General features: G+C 49.3%; 8 protein-coding genes. 3 read left to right on the top strand and 5 right to left on the bottom strand.

Annotated features, from left to right (window positions below):
- Positions 1-6: 6 nt before the first annotated feature.
- The gene (locus Q0852_RS09470) at positions 7-1,791 is read right to left on the bottom strand and encodes an adenylate/guanylate cyclase domain-containing protein (protein ID WP_299017569.1); all 1,785 of its coding nucleotides are present in this window, start codon (positions 1,789-1,791) and stop codon (positions 7-9) included.
- A gap of 210 nt (positions 1,792-2,001) precedes the next feature.
- Here Q0852_RS09470 and Q0852_RS09465 point away from each other — a divergent pair, with 210 nt between their 5' ends.
- The 3 genes from Q0852_RS09465 (at position 2,002) to Q0852_RS09455 (ending at position 6,935) form a co-directional block, all read left to right on the top strand.
- Positions 2,002-3,369 (top strand): ABC transporter substrate-binding protein, encoded by a 1,368-nt coding sequence (locus Q0852_RS09465; RefSeq protein WP_299017566.1) that lies wholly within the window; start codon positions 2,002-2,004, stop codon positions 3,367-3,369.
- Positions 3,370-3,414: 45 nt separating this feature from the next.
- Complete coding sequence (locus tag Q0852_RS09460) at positions 3,415-6,261, top strand: cation:proton antiporter (RefSeq protein WP_299017564.1); 2,847 nt, start codon at positions 3,415-3,417, stop codon at positions 6,259-6,261.
- Between the two features lie 464 nt (positions 6,262-6,725).
- Positions 6,726-6,935: a hypothetical protein gene (locus Q0852_RS09455; protein WP_299017561.1), complete on the top strand. Its 210-nt coding sequence runs from the start codon at positions 6,726-6,728 to the stop codon at positions 6,933-6,935.
- A gap of 472 nt (positions 6,936-7,407) precedes the next feature.
- Here Q0852_RS09455 and Q0852_RS09450 read toward each other — a convergent pair whose 3' ends face one another.
- From Q0852_RS09450 to Q0852_RS09435, 4 genes are all read right to left on the bottom strand, one after another.
- Entirely contained in the window at positions 7,408-10,506 is a 3,099-nt protein-coding gene (locus tag Q0852_RS09450; RefSeq protein ID WP_299017558.1) for an efflux RND transporter permease subunit, read from the bottom strand.
- Positions 10,506-11,579 carry an efflux RND transporter periplasmic adaptor subunit gene (locus tag Q0852_RS09445; protein ID WP_299017554.1) on the bottom strand — a complete coding sequence of 358 codons (1,074 nt, stop codon included), beginning with the start codon at positions 11,577-11,579 and terminating at the stop codon, positions 10,506-10,508. The genes Q0852_RS09450 and Q0852_RS09445 overlap by 1 nt, the downstream gene beginning before the upstream one ends.
- Before the next feature lie 488 nt (positions 11,580-12,067).
- Positions 12,068-14,356, bottom strand: coding sequence for a patatin-like phospholipase family protein (locus Q0852_RS09440; protein ID WP_367278126.1), 2,289 nt, complete (start codon positions 14,354-14,356; stop codon positions 12,068-12,070).
- A 264-nt stretch (positions 14,357-14,620) separates the two neighbouring features.
- Positions 14,621-16,621, bottom strand: coding sequence for a replication initiator protein RctB domain-containing protein (locus Q0852_RS09435; protein WP_299017551.1), 2,001 nt, complete (start codon positions 16,619-16,621; stop codon positions 14,621-14,623).
- Between the last annotated feature and the right edge of the window lie 726 nt (positions 16,622-17,347).

Raw genomic sequence — 17,347 nt, 5'->3', positions numbered from 1 at the left:
TCCCTCTTATTTGATCGCTTCTTCCTTACGCCCTTTTAGAATATAGGTGTGCATTTTCCCTTTACCTTTAATGATGATCATCCCGCGGTCTGTAAATTCATAGCGGTCTTTCAAGTGCTGATAAGTCGCTTCAGTGATCTGAATGCCCCCTTTAAGTCCCTGCGACTCCATACGGGAGGCTGTATTAACGGCATCCCCCCAGATGTCATAAATAAACTTTTTACGGCCAATGACCCCGGCAACCACCGGCCCGCTATTGATGCCAATTCGCAAGCTAAGACTTTTGTTATGTTTAAGGTTGAAGCAAGCAATGACATCCAGCATGTCCAATGCCATCTCAGCAATAACTTCGGCATGATCGTCCCGTGGGATCGGGATCCCGGCACCAACCATATAAGCATCTCCAATAGTCTTGATCTTTTCTAACCCGCGCCGCTCGCTCAGATGGTCGAACTCGCAAAATATCTCATTGAGCAAGCCCACCACTTCAGGAGCAGAAAGCCGAGCGGACATCGGCGTAAAATTAACGAGATCCGCAAACAAGATAGTGACTTCAGAAAAGCTGTCAGCAATGGTTTCTTCACCGTCTTTAAGGCGTTCGGCAATCGGAGCCGGCAACACATTCAAAAGTAAATGTTCCGATCTTTCCTGCTCTTCGGCCAAATCATCCAAGGTATTTTTCAGCCTTATAATCATATGATTGAAGTGCTCTGCCAGCAGCCCGGTTTCATCATCAGCCAACACTGGCGCTTGCTGGCTAAGATCACCGGCGGTGATCTTCATCGTAGTATCCGTTACCGCCAGAATCGGTCGGGTGATCCTGAGGGTAATCAGGTAAATCCCGATACTCAGCACACCGACCGCCATAAAACCAACCATCAGCAGCATCGATCCCAACTGATTGGCCGGAGCCAGTGCAACGGATGCTTTCACTTCGGAGATCAACGCCAGCCCTAAGTCCGGTAACCAACGGTAGCTGCCAATTACCGGTACACCCGCGTAGTTATCGTAAAGACCAGCGCCTCTTTCACCTTTCAGCGCAGCATCGATCCCGGAACTATGTACACCGCGAGGAAATGGATCTTCACCAAGCCGATCAGCGGAAATAAAACGGTTATGGGCATCAATAAGGTAGGCTTCGCCACTGTCACCCAGCCCGGTTTTTCTGTTAACTATCTCAGCCAGCACCGACAAGCGAATGTGGGCCGCCAATACCCCCAATAGCTTGCCTTCCGAACTCAACAATGGCGTGGAAACCGTTAATGTCGGAGCTGCGGTATCAGGGTTGGGATAGACTTTCTGTAAAAACGTCTGCCTGAGCCCCTGAATGAAATACTGATCGCTAAGGCGATAGTCACCCTCATCATCCGGCATAGTCGAAAAAAAAACCCGCCCGCCAACTTTTGTCAACATGAATATTTCTGTCAGCTCCGAGGCTGTTTCCAGGCCGAAATCAAGATAAGTAGAAAGAAACAACGCCTCGGCTAATTTAAAGTAATCTGATTCGTATTGGTGAGTACCGATCTGTTCAGACAACAAAGTATCAGCAGCTCTTCGCAGTTCATCGAGCTCTGCCATTTTAGCTACGATTGAAATCTGCTCAGCAATATAACGGTTGATCTCAAACTCTTTGTGATCTGCAGTGACCTCAAATTGCGCGATCGCCATCTCTTTTTGTGTTTCTGCCGCAAGAAAATATGTCACCGCCGCCAGCGCCACGACTACCAGTACAGAAACCAACAAAAAATAGGCCGTCATCCGAGCCTTAAGACTTTTTTGCAAAAGCCCCATGAAATCCCCCTGAAAAACAAAAAAATATTCTTTTCAGTCACAGTATAGACGCCCTGACTGCGTGCCTTTCTGAATTACCACCTGAAACCCCACCCTAAAGTTACCAGCTTTGAACTAACCTGAATAAATAGAAAACATGGCGCTAATTACCGCCATCCAAACCGGAAATACAAGCAATCATAAGCAGCGGCGATATTCCCGAGGAAGCGGATGACTGATAACACCAACAACAAACGGCAGCCTGAACCAACAATAAGCCGGAGGCAGATCCTCCGAACCACAGGTCTACTTGGTATTTCAGGTACACTCTCCGCGCTTGCCCCGGGTATCCTTCGGGCTCAGGGGCTGGGCTCTCCTTTAAAGATCGGTGCCTGCGGGCCGTTTACCGGACCAGCAGAACATACCGGTAATGCAATAAAACAAGGCATACTGATGGCACTGGAAGATGCGCGAAAAACAGGAGAGATCCCTATCGCCATCGACGGTAATCTGCGTGATATCGAAATTGTCTGGGTCGACAGCGAGTCCAATCCCACCGCCGCCATCAGAGCAGCCAGCCATGCCATCACACACAAAGGCGTCAAATTAATGATCGGAGGCTGGCATTCATCGGTCGCGCTGGCTCTGATGGACACCGAAGCCAACCTCAATACGATCCATATTGGCCACTTAGGGGCATCACAGTACATTGCCAACAAAATCAACCTCAACCCTGAACGTTACCGGGGCTGGTTCAAAGGCTGGCCTTCCCCGCCTAAGCTGGCAGGCTTGTATGGTCAACCTCTTCGCTACTTCATTGAGCAAGGGCTATGGCGTCCCGCCAACTACCGGGCTGCCATCCTGGTAGAAAACAGTGCCTACGGTCATGGCTGGGGCGAAGCCTTGAGCGCCAGCCTTAAAGAAGTAGGCTTCGACCCGTACCCCTATGAGGTTACCGATCTGGACGAGACCGAATTCACACCCATGCTCAAAAAATTCAAGCAACGGAAAGTCTCACTGGTGGCAATGACCTCAAGCGGGGATGTCGCTGTCAGCAACTTTGTCAGGCAATTCCAGCAGCAAGGTATCACAGCGCTGCTGCTGGGGCACGGGATCCGCTGGCTACATAACTGGCATAAGATGACAGGAGATGCTTCCGACTTCGTAGTTGCTATGGATTCAGCAATGCCTATCGCCCTGTGGCAGCAATGGTGGGTTCGACGCTTTCAGGCAAGATATAACCAGGAGCCCAGTATCCAAGCAGCAGGCCTTCATTACGACTATACCCGGATGGCGATCCGGGCACTCAATACGGCAAGCACGCTGGATTTCGATACCCTGACCGCGACCCTACATCAGATATCACACAAGGGGATCTGGAACCTTTACCGCTTCTCAACCGCTCCGGGCCCACACGCCCTGTCGGCCAATGAAGTGATGACAGGCCGCTTTATGAAGGGGTTCTACCATCCGATGGTCCAGCTATTCGGCGGTGAAGCAAAAATAATCTGGCCACTCAAATATGCCGAACAACGCTTCAGACAACCACCATGGCTCACGGATAAAAACAAGCAGCTCGGCAGCGGCATTATCGGATAAGTCCATAAGCACAGGTAATTAACTACAATCCGCGGAGGCAAAGGCATGCATGAGACATTTCTTCTGGTACTCGGACTGGTCGGCCTGTTAACCATTGCCAGCTTACTGCTCCCAATAGCCAACCGCATCAACTTCCCCTACACCGTCCTGCTCGCTGTCGCCGGATGTCTGCTGGGCGGCATAGTGATGGCTGCCAGCGATATCCACCCGCCCGGTATCGTCGGTGATTTTCTGGCAGCACTTGAGGCTCTCGATATTACCTCGGAAGTGGTGTTCTTTGTCTTCCTACCTGCACTTATCTTTGAGTCGGCGCTGAATATCAATGCCCGCCATCTACTAACTGATATCGGCCCCATTTTGTTACTGGCTGTGATCGGACTTTTGATCTCTACCATGTTGGTCGGCATCGTTGTCTGGGGTGTCTCCGATATCAGCCTCATTGCCTGCCTGCTGCTTGGTGCTATTGTCTCCGCCACAGATCCGGTGGCCATCGTAGCCATTTTCAAAAACCTCGGCGCACCCAAACGGCTCACAATCCTGGTCGAGGGAGAAAGCCTGTTTAACGATGCCACTGCTATCGTGCTTTTTACCATCCTGGTCGCGATTTTGGTCGGCGGGACAGAAGCAAGCATGCTGTCAGCCGCCGGAAAATTTTTCGAAGTCTTCTTCGGGGGGATCCTGGTAGGCCTTGTCACTTCATGGCTGGTCATTTCACTGATCGGACAGCTACGTAATCTCCCGCTGGTGGAAATAACCCTGACTATCTGCCTAGCCTACCTCAGCTTCCTACTGGCAGAACACTACCTGCATGTGTCCGGAGTCATGGCCGTAGTCACGGCCGGGCTGGTGGTTAATTCATTCGGCCGAACCCAGATCTCAGCTAATACCTGGCATACTCTGACCGAAACCTGGGAAGAGCTGGTCTTCTGGGCCAACTCACTGATTTTTTTCTTAGTCGGCTTGCTGGTGCCCAAAGTTCTGGTCGATTTTACCTCAGGCCAATTCTGGTCACTGCTCGCCCTGACCATTGCCGCGTTTACAGCTCGTAGCGTAGTGCTTTATCTGGTACTGCCACTACTCAACAAGCTTGGACTCGGGCAACAAATCAGCATCGCATTTCGCACTGTCATGCTATGGGGGGGATTGCGCGGTGCCGTCTCTCTGGCATTGGCACTGGTGATCCTCGAAACTCCGGGGATCGCGCCAGAAATACAAGCCTTTGTTGCCTCTCTGGTCACCGGATTTGTGCTTTTTACCCTGTTTATCAACGCGCCAACCATGGGATCGATGATGCGTTTTTTCGGGCTAGATCGGCTGCCGCCAACCGAACGTTTGATCCGCAATCGGGTAATGGCCCTGTCGATAAAACATATCCGGGAAGGACTCAAGCATGCCGCACATGAAGATAAAATCAATCCGACCATCGCGACCGGGGTTGCGGATATCTACGAACAACGGCTAAGCCGGGTCGAACATTCAATGAGTAAGAGCTGTGAAAAACAGCCAGATACCGTCACCCTCTGTGTGGGGCTCAGTACCCTCACCAACCACGAACGCCACCTTTATCTTAAACGCTTCGCAGAGGGGCTGGACTCAGCCAAAATTACCCGCTCACTCTTGTTCCAAGCCGATGACCTGCAAGACGGACTGAAAATCGGCAAAATAAACGGATATCAGGAAACTTATAACTCGGCTTTAAAATTCGGGCAGATTTTCAGGATCACTTTGCTGATACAACAACACTTCAAGTTTCATCGTCCACTCGCCATCCAGCTGGCCAACCGTTTTGAGGTCCTGACGGTCAGCGAAACGGTTGTCGCTTCACTGGTCGATTACTCCCGGGAAAAAATCCCGCCTCTGTTTGGCGACAACCTGGCTCATGAGCTAGAAAAACTGCTTGCCATCCGCCTGCAAACAACCCGGCAGGCTCTGGATGCCCTTCGCCTGCAATATCCGGAATATGCTGAAACTCTGCAAAAGCGACACCTTGTCCGGGTCGCCCTGCGTCTAGAGGAAGCCAGTTACCACCAAATGCTCGATGAGAATATTATCAGCCAGGAAGTATTTAACGATCTGGGACGGGAACTGGATAAACGCAACCGTGTTATGGATCGCCAACCCAAACTGGATCTCGGACTGGAGCCGAACAAGCTCGTCGCTAAAGTGCCGTTTTTATCTGAACTAGAATCGCACCGCATTAGCGAAATCGCTTCCGTGCTAACTCCACGACTGGTGGTGCCAGATGAAAAGATTATTACCCGAGGAGAAGAAGGCGACGCTATGTATTTTATCTCCTGCGGCGCCGTCGAAGCATCGACAGAACACCAGGCAGTCTGTCTTGGCAGCGGGGACTTTTTCGGAGAACTGGCATTGCTGACCCAGGAGCCCCGCAGCGCCGATGTCACCGCCATCAGCTATTGCCAGATTCTGGTTCTAAACGTCGATGATTTCCGGCGTATCACCACCACCGATCCTGATCTGCAGCAGCGAATCACAGAAATTGCCAGCCGACGACTGGAACCAGAAGCCCTAGTGGCCAAAGTCCCGCTATTTAAGCAGCTCGATAACCAGCAGATTGAACAAATTACTAAGCAGCTCAAACCTCTAATTGTCGCACCAGGCCAACGTATTATTACCCAAGGAGAAACGGGTAATGCGATGTACTTTATTGCGACCGGCTCTGTCGAGGTAATCACAGAATCATCAGCCCCGATCCAACTAGAGTGCGGCGATTTTTTTGGCGAACAAGCCCTGCTAAACCGGGCTCCGCGCAATGCCAACGTAGACGCAGCCAGCTACTGCGAACTACTGGTACTTCAAAGTGATGATTTTTATTCCCTGCTAGAGGCACAGCCCGAACTGAAAAAACGCATCAGTATCCGTTCACAGTAACCAGCATTAACTTATGCCTGCCAATTGTTAGACAAAGTCGACGTCGAGATACTGGCTCTCAATGAACAGTTTAAAGATGCAGTCAGCCATTTAATCCACTTAAAATAAATCGAAAACAATGGGTGGCAATAGACAGCTCAAGGCTAGACTTTTCACAACAAGAAAATTGAATGCCCTAAAGGTTATTCGTCTCTTTACAATGTAAATCCTCCATCACACCTCTCTATTCAGCCTGATTTCAGCTTCAACCGTTAATCTAGGAATATAAGCTTTTATCGCGTAATGAAAAATCAATTTACTGATAAATCAATTTTTTAAGTTTGCTGATAACGTAATTACAAAACACCAAACCCAATGGCACCACACCAACAAAGCACATAACTGCTACGATTATTATCAAACAGATAAAAATCTGGCTGGTTGATAGCTTAACCAATAACTCCCAACACTGTCGGAGGTAACAAATGAAAAAGGTTCTGGTTCTACTTTGCTTGTTTTTTTCAGGCTTTACTCTTGCGAATAGTTTTGGTGGCGGCAGCAGTGTCACTGTGCCACACGTTGTCTGTATGCAAGATGGCAAAATGTTGGGAACAACCTCTATGCCGATAACAGAATGCAATAAACTCAAGGCTGAACACGCTAAGCAAGCCAGCAAGGAAACATCGAAATACTGATACCAACGAAATTACGTACCGACAAGGCCGGGCTATATGTCCGGCCTTGTTTATGTTTCTGGTTATACCAAACTGAATAATCGCGATAACCCACTCAGTCCGGAGTCCTGCCATGGGAATTTTAAGGGTGATATTACGGAAGCAGAATTTTTGAAGTTGATGCGGCAATAATAATCACGAGGACGATTAGGCCCGGCTTGTGCAACTCTTAGCTTATTCCCCAAAAATTAAAAGCCACCGAACAGAGAAACCAATTATAGCCATGAATTGATTTCTACTGCCCAGTGGCGGAGTGCCCAATAGCCGATGAGAGGTCCAGCCTGCTCACAGCTATTTTCCCAGTCTATAGACATAGTGGCAGTTGGAAGCTTATCGCAAGGTACAACCAACACAAACAGGCAATAGATCAGAATGTTACCCAACTCGCAATATAAGCCCTGTTCGTGAAGCTAAACAGCCTCCCTTGCTGTTTTCACTCACTATGATTGAGCTGTTTTTCCAACTTCCTCGCTACAAATTCCGGACTATGGGTATGGCGGGCCAATAAACGATAGACCACAGGTACCACCAGTAAAGTAAAGAATGTGGCAACCAAAATACCGCTCATCACCGCGATACCAATAACTAACCGAGTTTCTGCCCCCGCCCCCGTCGCCATTATCAAAGGTACAGCTCCGGCTGCCGTCGTGATGGCGGTCATCAGGATTGGACGCAAACGAGCCGCAGCCGCATCAAGGATCGCTTGTTCGAAAGCGATCCCTTCATCGCGCAATTGATTAGCAAATTCGACGATCAGAATTCCGTTCTTGGCCGCCAGGCCAATCAGCATAATGATGCCAATCTGCGAATAGATGTTCAGACTCTGACCCGTAAAATACAACCCGAGCAAAGCGCCAAACATTGCCAACGGTACCGTCAGCATAATCACCAACGGATGGATATAACTTTCAAACTGAGCCGCCAACACCAGAAATACCACCACCAGCGACATGGCAAAAATGAACAAAATCGAGCTACTGGAATCCTGATAGTCTTGCGATGCCCCTTTGTAGTTCACCACAGCATCAGCAGGCAGGTACTGCCGAACCAGCCCGTTCAGATAATCAAGTGCTTCACCCAATGTATAGCTACCAGTCAGGTTGGCTTCGATGGTAATCGCCCTGACCCGGTTATAACGGTTAAGCTGAGGGGCATCGGCAAACTCTTCCACCGAGATCAAGCTTGAAAGCGGGATCAGCTCATCACTCCGCTCCGAACGAACATACAAGTTACTCAAATCAGCGGCGGTATTCTGTCTTTCTCGCTGGCCTTCAATCACCACATCGTATTCTTCGCCACGCCACTTATATGTCGTTACCAACCGCGAGCCTAGCATCGACTCCAAGGTCTGGCCGATATCCCGCAACGACACACCGAAATCACCAGCCCGGTCACGGTCGATCTGAATGCGCAGCTGTGGCTTGGTTTCCTTATAATCATGGTCCAACCCGGTCAGATTCTGGTTGGATGCCGCTTCATCCAGCAATATATCTCGCCACTGAGCCAACTCCTCGTAGCTACCGCCACCCAACACAAACTGAACCGGCTTACCAACGCCACGACCAAATGGCTGGCGCATTACCGGAAATGCCCGCACTCCGGCCAGATCAGAGAGCCTGCGCTGGATATTTCCTATAATCGTAAAAGCATCGCGCCGCTTTGCCCAATCTTCCAGCACCACAATAGCAAACCCATTGGAAAAATCTTCAATTCGTCCCCACCCCCGCGGAGCACGAACCAGCAAACGCTTCACTTCTCCGGCCTCGACCAATGGCATCAGCCGATACTCAATCTCATCCATATAAGGCTGCATGAACTCAAAACTGGCTCCCTGCGGACCATTAATAATAATAAACATCGCCCCGCGATCTTCCCGCGGTGCAAACTCCGACGGGATCCGGCTTGCCAGCCAAGAGCTGCCGCTCACGGCAACCACCATGATCAGCACAACCAGCAAAGGATGTCTTAACCCCCTTTCGAGTAACATCCGATAAAATGACGTCACACGGCTCAGTACCGCACTGACTTTATTGACCAGCCAGGATTCATTTTCTACCCGGCGCATAATTTTCGAGCCCATCATCGGGCTCAGGGTCAGCGCCACAAGTGATGACAGCACGACAGCCGTACTTATCGCAATCGAGAACTCGCGGAACAACTTACCCAAGTCCCCTTCAAGGAAACCAATCGGCAGAAAGACCGCCACCAGAACCACTGTTGTCGCAACGATGGCAAAACTCACCTGCCGAGCACCAAGAAACGCTGCCTTAAGAGGCGGCTCGCCCATTTCAATACGACGGTGAATATTCTCCAGCATCACGATTGCATCATCCACCACAATACCAATGGCCAAAATCAATGCCAGCAAAGTCAGCAGGTTAATGGTAAAACCCAGCGCATAGAGCACAATGAAGCTGCCGATCAGAGAAACCGGTAACGTCAGAGCGGGGATCAGCATCGCACGGACACTACCGAGGAAGAGATAAATAACCAGCACTACTAAGCCCAGAGCTATAAACAAGGTCTTATAAACTTCATCGATAGAAGCCTGAATAAAAACCGATGAATCATAAGAGCGCTTTATTTCCATCCCCTCAGGGAGAGTCGGATTGAGCTGGTCCACCAAGGCATTAACAGCCCTGGCGACTTCCAATGTGTTAGCCGTTGACTGGCGGTTGATACCCAGGCCAATCATATCTTGGGTATTACCGCGAAAAGTGATGCGCTCTTCCTCCGCAGCCAGATCAACCCGAGCCACATCACCAAGTCTGATCAGATAGCCGTCCGTACCGGTTCCGACCACCAGCTTGGTAAAATCTGCCGGGGCAACAAAACTACGCAGGGTACGGATCGAAAACTGCCGGCTTTGAGACTCTATCGAGCCCGCGGGCAACTCAACATTATCATCACGCAGGGCCTCTTCAATATCGCCTACCGTCAGCCCACGGGACGCCAGCTTCTGCCGGTCAATCCAAATCCTCAGCGCATATTCTTTTCCGCCACCGATCCGGATATTGGCCACACCATCAACCACTGAAAAACGATCCACCAGATAACGACGAGCGTAATCGGTCAACTCCAGTGTATCGAGCCGATCCGAGACCAAATTCAGCCACATGATCACTTCCGAACTGCCAGCCGCTTTCTGCACTTCAGGCGGTTCCGCCTCATCTGGCAGGTTGTTCAGAATCCCTGAAATCCGATCCCGGACATCATTGGCCGCAGCATCAATATCGCGGCCAATGCCAAATTCCAGCGTCACTGTCGAGCGTCCATCACGGCTTTGCGAGCTGATATTGCGGATCCCTTCCAGCCCGGCAATCCTGTCTTCCACCAGCTGGGTAATACTGGTTTCAACAATCGCCGCCGAAGCTCCCCGGTAGGTCGTCGAAACGGTTACTATCGGCGGATCGATATTGGGGTATTCCCGCAATGGCAGCTTGCTGTAGGCGACCAGGCCGAAAGTGATCAATAGCAAGCTGATCACCGAACCAAGCACTGGCCGCTTAACCGACATATCCGTTAACAACATCAGCCAGCCTCCCGATAGGTAAAGCGCTCACTGGTACGGGTTTCGACGATCTGGCCCGGCCTGACCCGCTGGATCCCGCGGGTAATGATCTGCTCGCCCTCCGCTACTCCACTCAATATTTCAGCTTCACCGCGGCTGCGAAAACCGACCTTGACCTGACGCTGCTCCACTACATTGTCTTGGTTGACTACAAACAAGAAATTATTACGCTGACGGGGCACTAAGGCCTCCTCCGGAACCACCAGCCCCTCACGTTGCTCAACGATAAGACGCAAGGTCATCAGCATACCGGGACGCAGCTGCAACTGTGGGTTATCAATTTCCGCCCGAACCACGATAGCCCGGGTCAACGGGTTAACCCGGCTGTCGATCCCCTTAACCACACCCGCAAACTGCCGCTCAGGAAACGCGGCTACCTGCCCTTCAATCACTGAGCCCAATTGCAGCTCGCCGATAAACTGTTCGGGAATGGTAAAATCGAGTTTCACCTGCGCCAGATCATCAAGCGTCGTGATCACGGTTCCCGGAGTCACCAATGCCCCGGGGCTGATCTGGCGAAAGCCCAACAAGCCAGAAAACGGAGCCAGAATAAACCTGGCGTCCAGCTCCGCTTTATTTTGCGCCAGTACCGCACGGGCTATTTCGATATCGGTATAGAGCTTATCAAGCTCAGAGCTGGCAACCGTATTGCGTTTTACCAGTCCCTCAATTCGCTTATATTCCCGCTGCTGCTCTTTCAAATTAGCTTTTGCTGCACGAACCTTAGCCTGCTGCTCACCCGATCTCAGGGTCACCAGCAGATCACCGGCTTTGACCTGCTGGCCATCACTAAAATGCAGCAACTCAACTTTTTCAGTCACCTTAGCCGACAGTACCACCGACTCACGGGATTTCACCGTGCCCAGGGCCTCAACTTCACGCCGGACATTTTGTTTGCTGACCACCGCAACCACGACACTCGGCACTCCACCATGCTTATAGGCCCGAGGCGAATTGCTTTCCTGCTCTTTGAACCACACCGCGGCTATTAGGCTAGCCAACAGCAACCCGCAAACAATCAAAGTGATTCTCATCGTCCCTGCCAAAAAATAAAACCTCATCTGAATAAGCGCAAAAAACGTCACGCTATAAAAATGGCCAACAAGCACGCCGGATATTTCGTTGGTTTAAGTATAGTGCTGTCGTAACTAACTGATATCTGTTGATGGTAGCGCAATAGCACAGCAATAATTGAATGAGTAACGCGCTTTATGGATGTGAAGAAATGGTGGTGTAATAACCACAGATAAACCAACATACCAACGCAAGAAAACACTTAATAGGAAAACGGAGATAAAGCGCGAAAGATGATTGCAGCGAGAAACAAGCAAAAAAAAGCGAGCCTGGTGATGGCTCGCAAAAAAACTCATATATTGCTTTTCGATGGGTGGTGAGAAAAAGATCCCGACATCCATACCGGGGACTTCATCTCTCACAACGAAAGGACAAAGGTTATATCCGTGTTCTATTGTGCCTGTCTTGTCATTTTAATTGTCAGTAAAATGTCAGGATTTTTAGCACGTTAATTAAGAGCACTACCAACCGACAAATAAAACGAGCTTTCGCCGGCTTCAGCCTGACCATAGGCAAAGTACAGCGGTCCTAAAGGCGAATCCACAGCCAGATAAACACTGGCCGCACCGATAGTGCTCTGCCAGCGAATATCGCTGCTTTCATCCCATACCCCACCGCGTTCAAGCGAACCACCGACATAAACAGGTGCTGAAAACGCACCAAAATTATTATCAAGCAAGCGATAACGGTAGAGCAACACCCCAAAAGCCCGGTAGCGCCCATTGAGTTCATAGCGATGAAAGCCCGACAAATTAAACAATCCGCCCAAATCCTGGACATAAATAGGGATCAGCTCATCAGTATCAGAGCCGCCTCCTTTGAGTGCCATCAAAATAGTATGGCGCTGGTAACTTAATGGCTTTGAGAACCTGGCCTCGTAATACAGGTTCTTGTCCTTGAGCTGTTCACCACCATTAAGCCGGCTACGGTTAAAGCCCAGCCCGAGTTCAGCCTCAAACAATCCCCCTTCCGCCGGAAAGTAATAACTATCCAAATCATCATAAGCAAATGACACATATGGTCCATGAGAGGAATACTCCTGGCGCTCACCTGCATTGAGTTCATTCACTTCGCCAGACAGTCCGCGATAACCGACTGCCACCCCAGTCCATGGCTTGAGGTTCCAGCCGATCTCGGCAAACCCCGTATAATTTTTATATTCGGTATCAATCACCGACGGCCCGCTGCGGCCAATCTCCTCACTCTGCTGTTCATTCAGGGTAAACTCCCGGATCTCACGATTCCATCCCAGTCCCAACGAAGTATAAAACTGCTTGCGATAATCAAGGGGAAAGTAAAATTCAGTGCTGACTTCTTTCCAACTCCCTAGCAACCATTCAAACTGCCACTCACCACCTTTGTCTGTCAGGTTGGTATAAAGATATTGGGCGCCGAATGAAAAATCAGATCGGTTGGCAAAGTCATCTTCAAAGGCAAACTTAAAATTCAAATAACCCGGCCCCCAGGATTTTTCGTTAACTTCCAACGCCAGAACGTTCTCATGATCCAGCTGTTTAATCCGATAAGTAATCCGAGCAAAAATGTCATGGGCATTAAGGCGGTTGACGGCCAATTCAAGCTCTTCGTTCGGCACCACCCGGCCAACCTTCAGATCCAGCAAGGCAAGCAATGCCTGATCAGAGCGCAATGTATTGTTCTCCAGCTCAATCCTATCGATAAAATAAGCCGAATTAGCAACGACCTGGCTACGACTGTCAAATTTTAGTTTCTGATAAGCCTGGTAATCTTCCGGTGATAACTGATAGCGCCGCAGCTGTGGCAAAGCATCAAGTGCAGCCTTTCGCCCGGCATTATAGGCCTGCGCCATTTTGTCAAAGTCAGGTGCCAGCATGAATGACACTTCCGGCTGAAGGTAAATATCTTTCGGCTTCATCAATGATTTTTGCCGATCCGCACTACTGTTGGTCATAAATGTCGTCAACTGAGCAATGATATTCAGGGCACTGTCCAGTTCACCCTCGCCGTATAATACGTCACGCAAATCAACAGCAATGATCACATCTGCCCCCAACTGAAGGGCTGTATCGACCGGCATATTATTGACAACGCCCCCATCCACAAGCAGGTGCTGCTGCCATCGTACCGGCTTAAGCGCACCCGGCACCGTCATTGATGCCTGCATGGCCGTAGCCAGATGACCTTTATCAATAGCCACCGGCTTCACCTGGGCAATATCGGTCGCCATCGCCCGGTATGGGATCGCCAATTCATCAAAACTCGCCATTTCCGGCAGGTTATCGGTCAGAGAACGAAGCAGCACAGCCATTCCCTGTCCCTGAAAAGCACCGGGCTTGTCGCGAAACTCACCGTCAATATCGACACCGATATCAGCATAAACCTGGTAGTCATCGCTCTGTTTCTTTCGGCGAAGGTTCAGATCGTTGCGGCTGGCACGGTCCTCATAGCCACTTTGCCAATCCGCCGCCAGTGTACGGTTTTTCACTTCCTCGGCAGACAGTCCCATCGCATACATACCACCGACATAGGCTCCCATACTGGTACCAGTGATTACATCGACGGGGATCCGGTTTTCTTCCAGAACGGCAAGCACACCGATATGAGCAGCCCCCTTAGCCCCTCCCCCGCTGAGTACAAGGCCGATTTTGTCGCGATCGCCCTCTGGTGTACTCGGCACCTGCGCCGTAACGGCAACCGAGCCCAACAACATCAGTAGCACCATCGAACCACCGAAGCCAAGCCGTCCCATCCATAACATATCTGTTCCTTTTGTCTGCCCACAACAGAGACTTGCCTAGTAAAACTAGGCTGCTCCCCACAGCAGCGCAACCAACAATAAACGGCTTTATTGCAAGTAACCAATACCATTTCTCGGGATTTGGAAAGCAAAAAGCCGGGGAAACAATTTGCTTCCCCGGCTCTCTGACGCATCTATAACAAAGGCGCTCACAATACAAACAAATCGGAGGTGATCTTTACAGTGTAAATATCACCATACCTCAGGCATGTCTTCAGGTTAAAACTAGATTCCCCGCGCCATATCTTCCAGTGCCGTCATCACCTGTTCATTGAAATGCCCCTGCATGACCAGCTTACATACCTTACGACGCACGGCAAGACCTGAAATTAAGCGCTCAATCGACAGATGGCTTTCATCCTGCTGGCCATTGTAAAGCTCAATCGTTTTGCTCAAGGTTTCGTAAGTGATAACCTCTTCACCAACACGTAGCCAATCAAGCTTCTCAAGTAAGCTGTGGCACTCTTCCGTGATTGAGGCCGCAGAATGCCCCGTCATTGCCGATAAAGCCGTTATACTGCGTTGTAGAGCTTCTGGTGAGGTATATTTAGATAAGGTAATCGTCAATTCATCGGCATTGATCTCAACCAGATGCTTTCTCAATTTCACCCGGCGGCCTAATCGGCCACGAGTGCGGCCTTCTTTGCGCTGGATCGGTTCAAACTCACCATCGATGATCTCGGAAAGCTGATCAAGCTCGCGCTTAGGCATAATTTCATTGCGAAGCGGGTTCGGCATGGTTGGTGCCATTGAGCGCTTACCTTCATTAGTAGTTTTTGCCCGGCAATAACGGATCACCTCATCGGCATCACACTTAATATCGATTTGATAATCAGTATAACGTTTGTCCTGATCTTCCGGCGTGATCATCAAATGATAGCCCCACAAATTAACAGCAAACACTTCATCGCTGATCTTGTCTTTCGCCAACTTTCGCAGTTCGCGGATCAAATCCGTCGAAAAGCGACGCCATTCAATATTTCGGGCTAGCTTCTGGTTCAATTCACTTAGCAGCATTGAATCATTGACCCGGCGCGACATTCGGCTACGGAAAAAAGTATACAGTTGGAATACGAGGGTATGCTGGCGCAGGATTTCCGGCGGAAACAGGAAGAAATAATCACGGGTCAGCAATTCGTCGAAGAACGAAGGTTCCCAAACCAAGATATACAGGTTTGGCTTGATCCGGATTTCACCGTCATCGCCTTCTTGCGGCGCTTCCTCTGAAGCCGTTATCGTTCGCGCCAGGAAACGGAAACGATCACTTTTAAAACCTTCCGGCATATTCTCGCTCAGCCAGCGGCCTGTCAGCTCATGCAGCTGAAAATCAGTAAACTCGATCCTGTCGATACTCTCGCGGATCGAATCACGCGCAGGGCCACTATCCTTCTTGCCACGCAGGGCAAGAATGTCAGTAATATAGATTGGGGTTTTGTTCCCCATAATCCGGCTTTGGATCTCATATTCCGACAAATGGTGATCATGGTACTGAACCGTTAGCGTAAACAGCGCAAACAGCGTCATCATATCATCAACCGTCATGATCGACTTTGATGATCGAGTTTCAATGATAGCCTTGGTACCACTAATCGCAACCATCGATTTTTGGTAGTTTTTCTTAGTTCGCGGCGGCGCTAATGCTTGATCAATGATCCCGGCCCAGCTGGTTGGCGATACCACAATTTGATCAGCTTCATCCGGCATTGTCGGTGGAGTACCTAAACCGTATTCATTAAGCAGGCGTCGGTTGACGTGATTCTGGGCTAATGCCTTTGAACGTTTTTGTTTCTCTTTGGCCTTGCTTTGTTCCGAATTAAGACTTCCAGTACCGAGCTGTGAAATCAGCAAGGCCGGGTTTACAAAATGATGAAGCATGGTTTTGCCTGCCAGGCCTTCTTCAAAGCGGACAGGCTGTTGATTAAATAAACCGACATTGACGGCGGCACGTAAGCGCTGCTGAATTGCAGCACGTGTTAATTGACCTTCCGTTGCTTCTACAAGTTCAGTAGTTGACACCATACCATCTTGGCTTGACAGGCCACGCAATGAAATCAGATTCAGTAGTTCGACAATACTTTTAGTCACGCCCTTAAAGTGTTGGTACTGCGGTAACCAGTCAACCAAAGCTGATGGGATCGCAAATAAATGACCATCCTTGTGGGATCGTGGAGCCAGGATCAATATTTTTTCGCTGTTTTTATTATCGGTGCCGCTGGGGGATTTCATTTGTCATTAGCCGTAGAAGCATCATTTTTCCGAAAGATTAATAGAAAAAGATCAAGAAATAAAGCTCTTTTTATTTAATAAGTTAATTACTGATCTTTTTGTTTATTTTGATCTTATTGATTTAGTGATCTTATGATCCGGGCGCCAAAAACTTCGTAACCAACTGTTTTTATACCAGTTTAATTTTACGGCTATTGGAAAGATGATCAACGCATTATCGGAACGTTGATCATAAAGAGCATGAAACGATGATCAAATGTGCTGAGGAAGCATGATCACCATATGCTCGTAACTATGATCATTGCACTATTGAAACAATGATCATGGACTTAATACAGGTTATCCACAGCTTTATACATAAACTGACGTATCTTTGTTGCTTAACGCGTGTTTATTTGGGTTTTCTCATCCGGAAAAATGATCATAGTAGTGTTATTTCAATTGCTGATCAGCTGTTTTTCCGTCTATTGCTCATAGATTGAGCGAAATTGAAATCACACTGCCCGTAATCAATCCCGTATTAATCATGTGTCCGGTACTGGATGCATGATCAAGTGGGTTACGCCGTATTTCAATTTGATTGCTGTTTGTCGTATTCGGTTGCTTGTTTTGGCCATTTATAGGGAATAAAGCCAGTTAGAACCTGCAACCACCGTAAATTAGCATCGTTTTTATATGCTTCCGGCGAGGCTCGGCTTATTAACTAAACCGTGATCTAATACTTGA

It is taken from the genome of uncultured Photobacterium sp., assembly GCF_947502415.1.
Taxonomy (GTDB): Bacteria; Pseudomonadota; Gammaproteobacteria; order Enterobacterales; family Vibrionaceae; genus Photobacterium.
The sequence above is the reverse complement of the archived record's forward strand: the minus strand, read 5'-3'. Positions and strand labels throughout refer to the sequence as shown.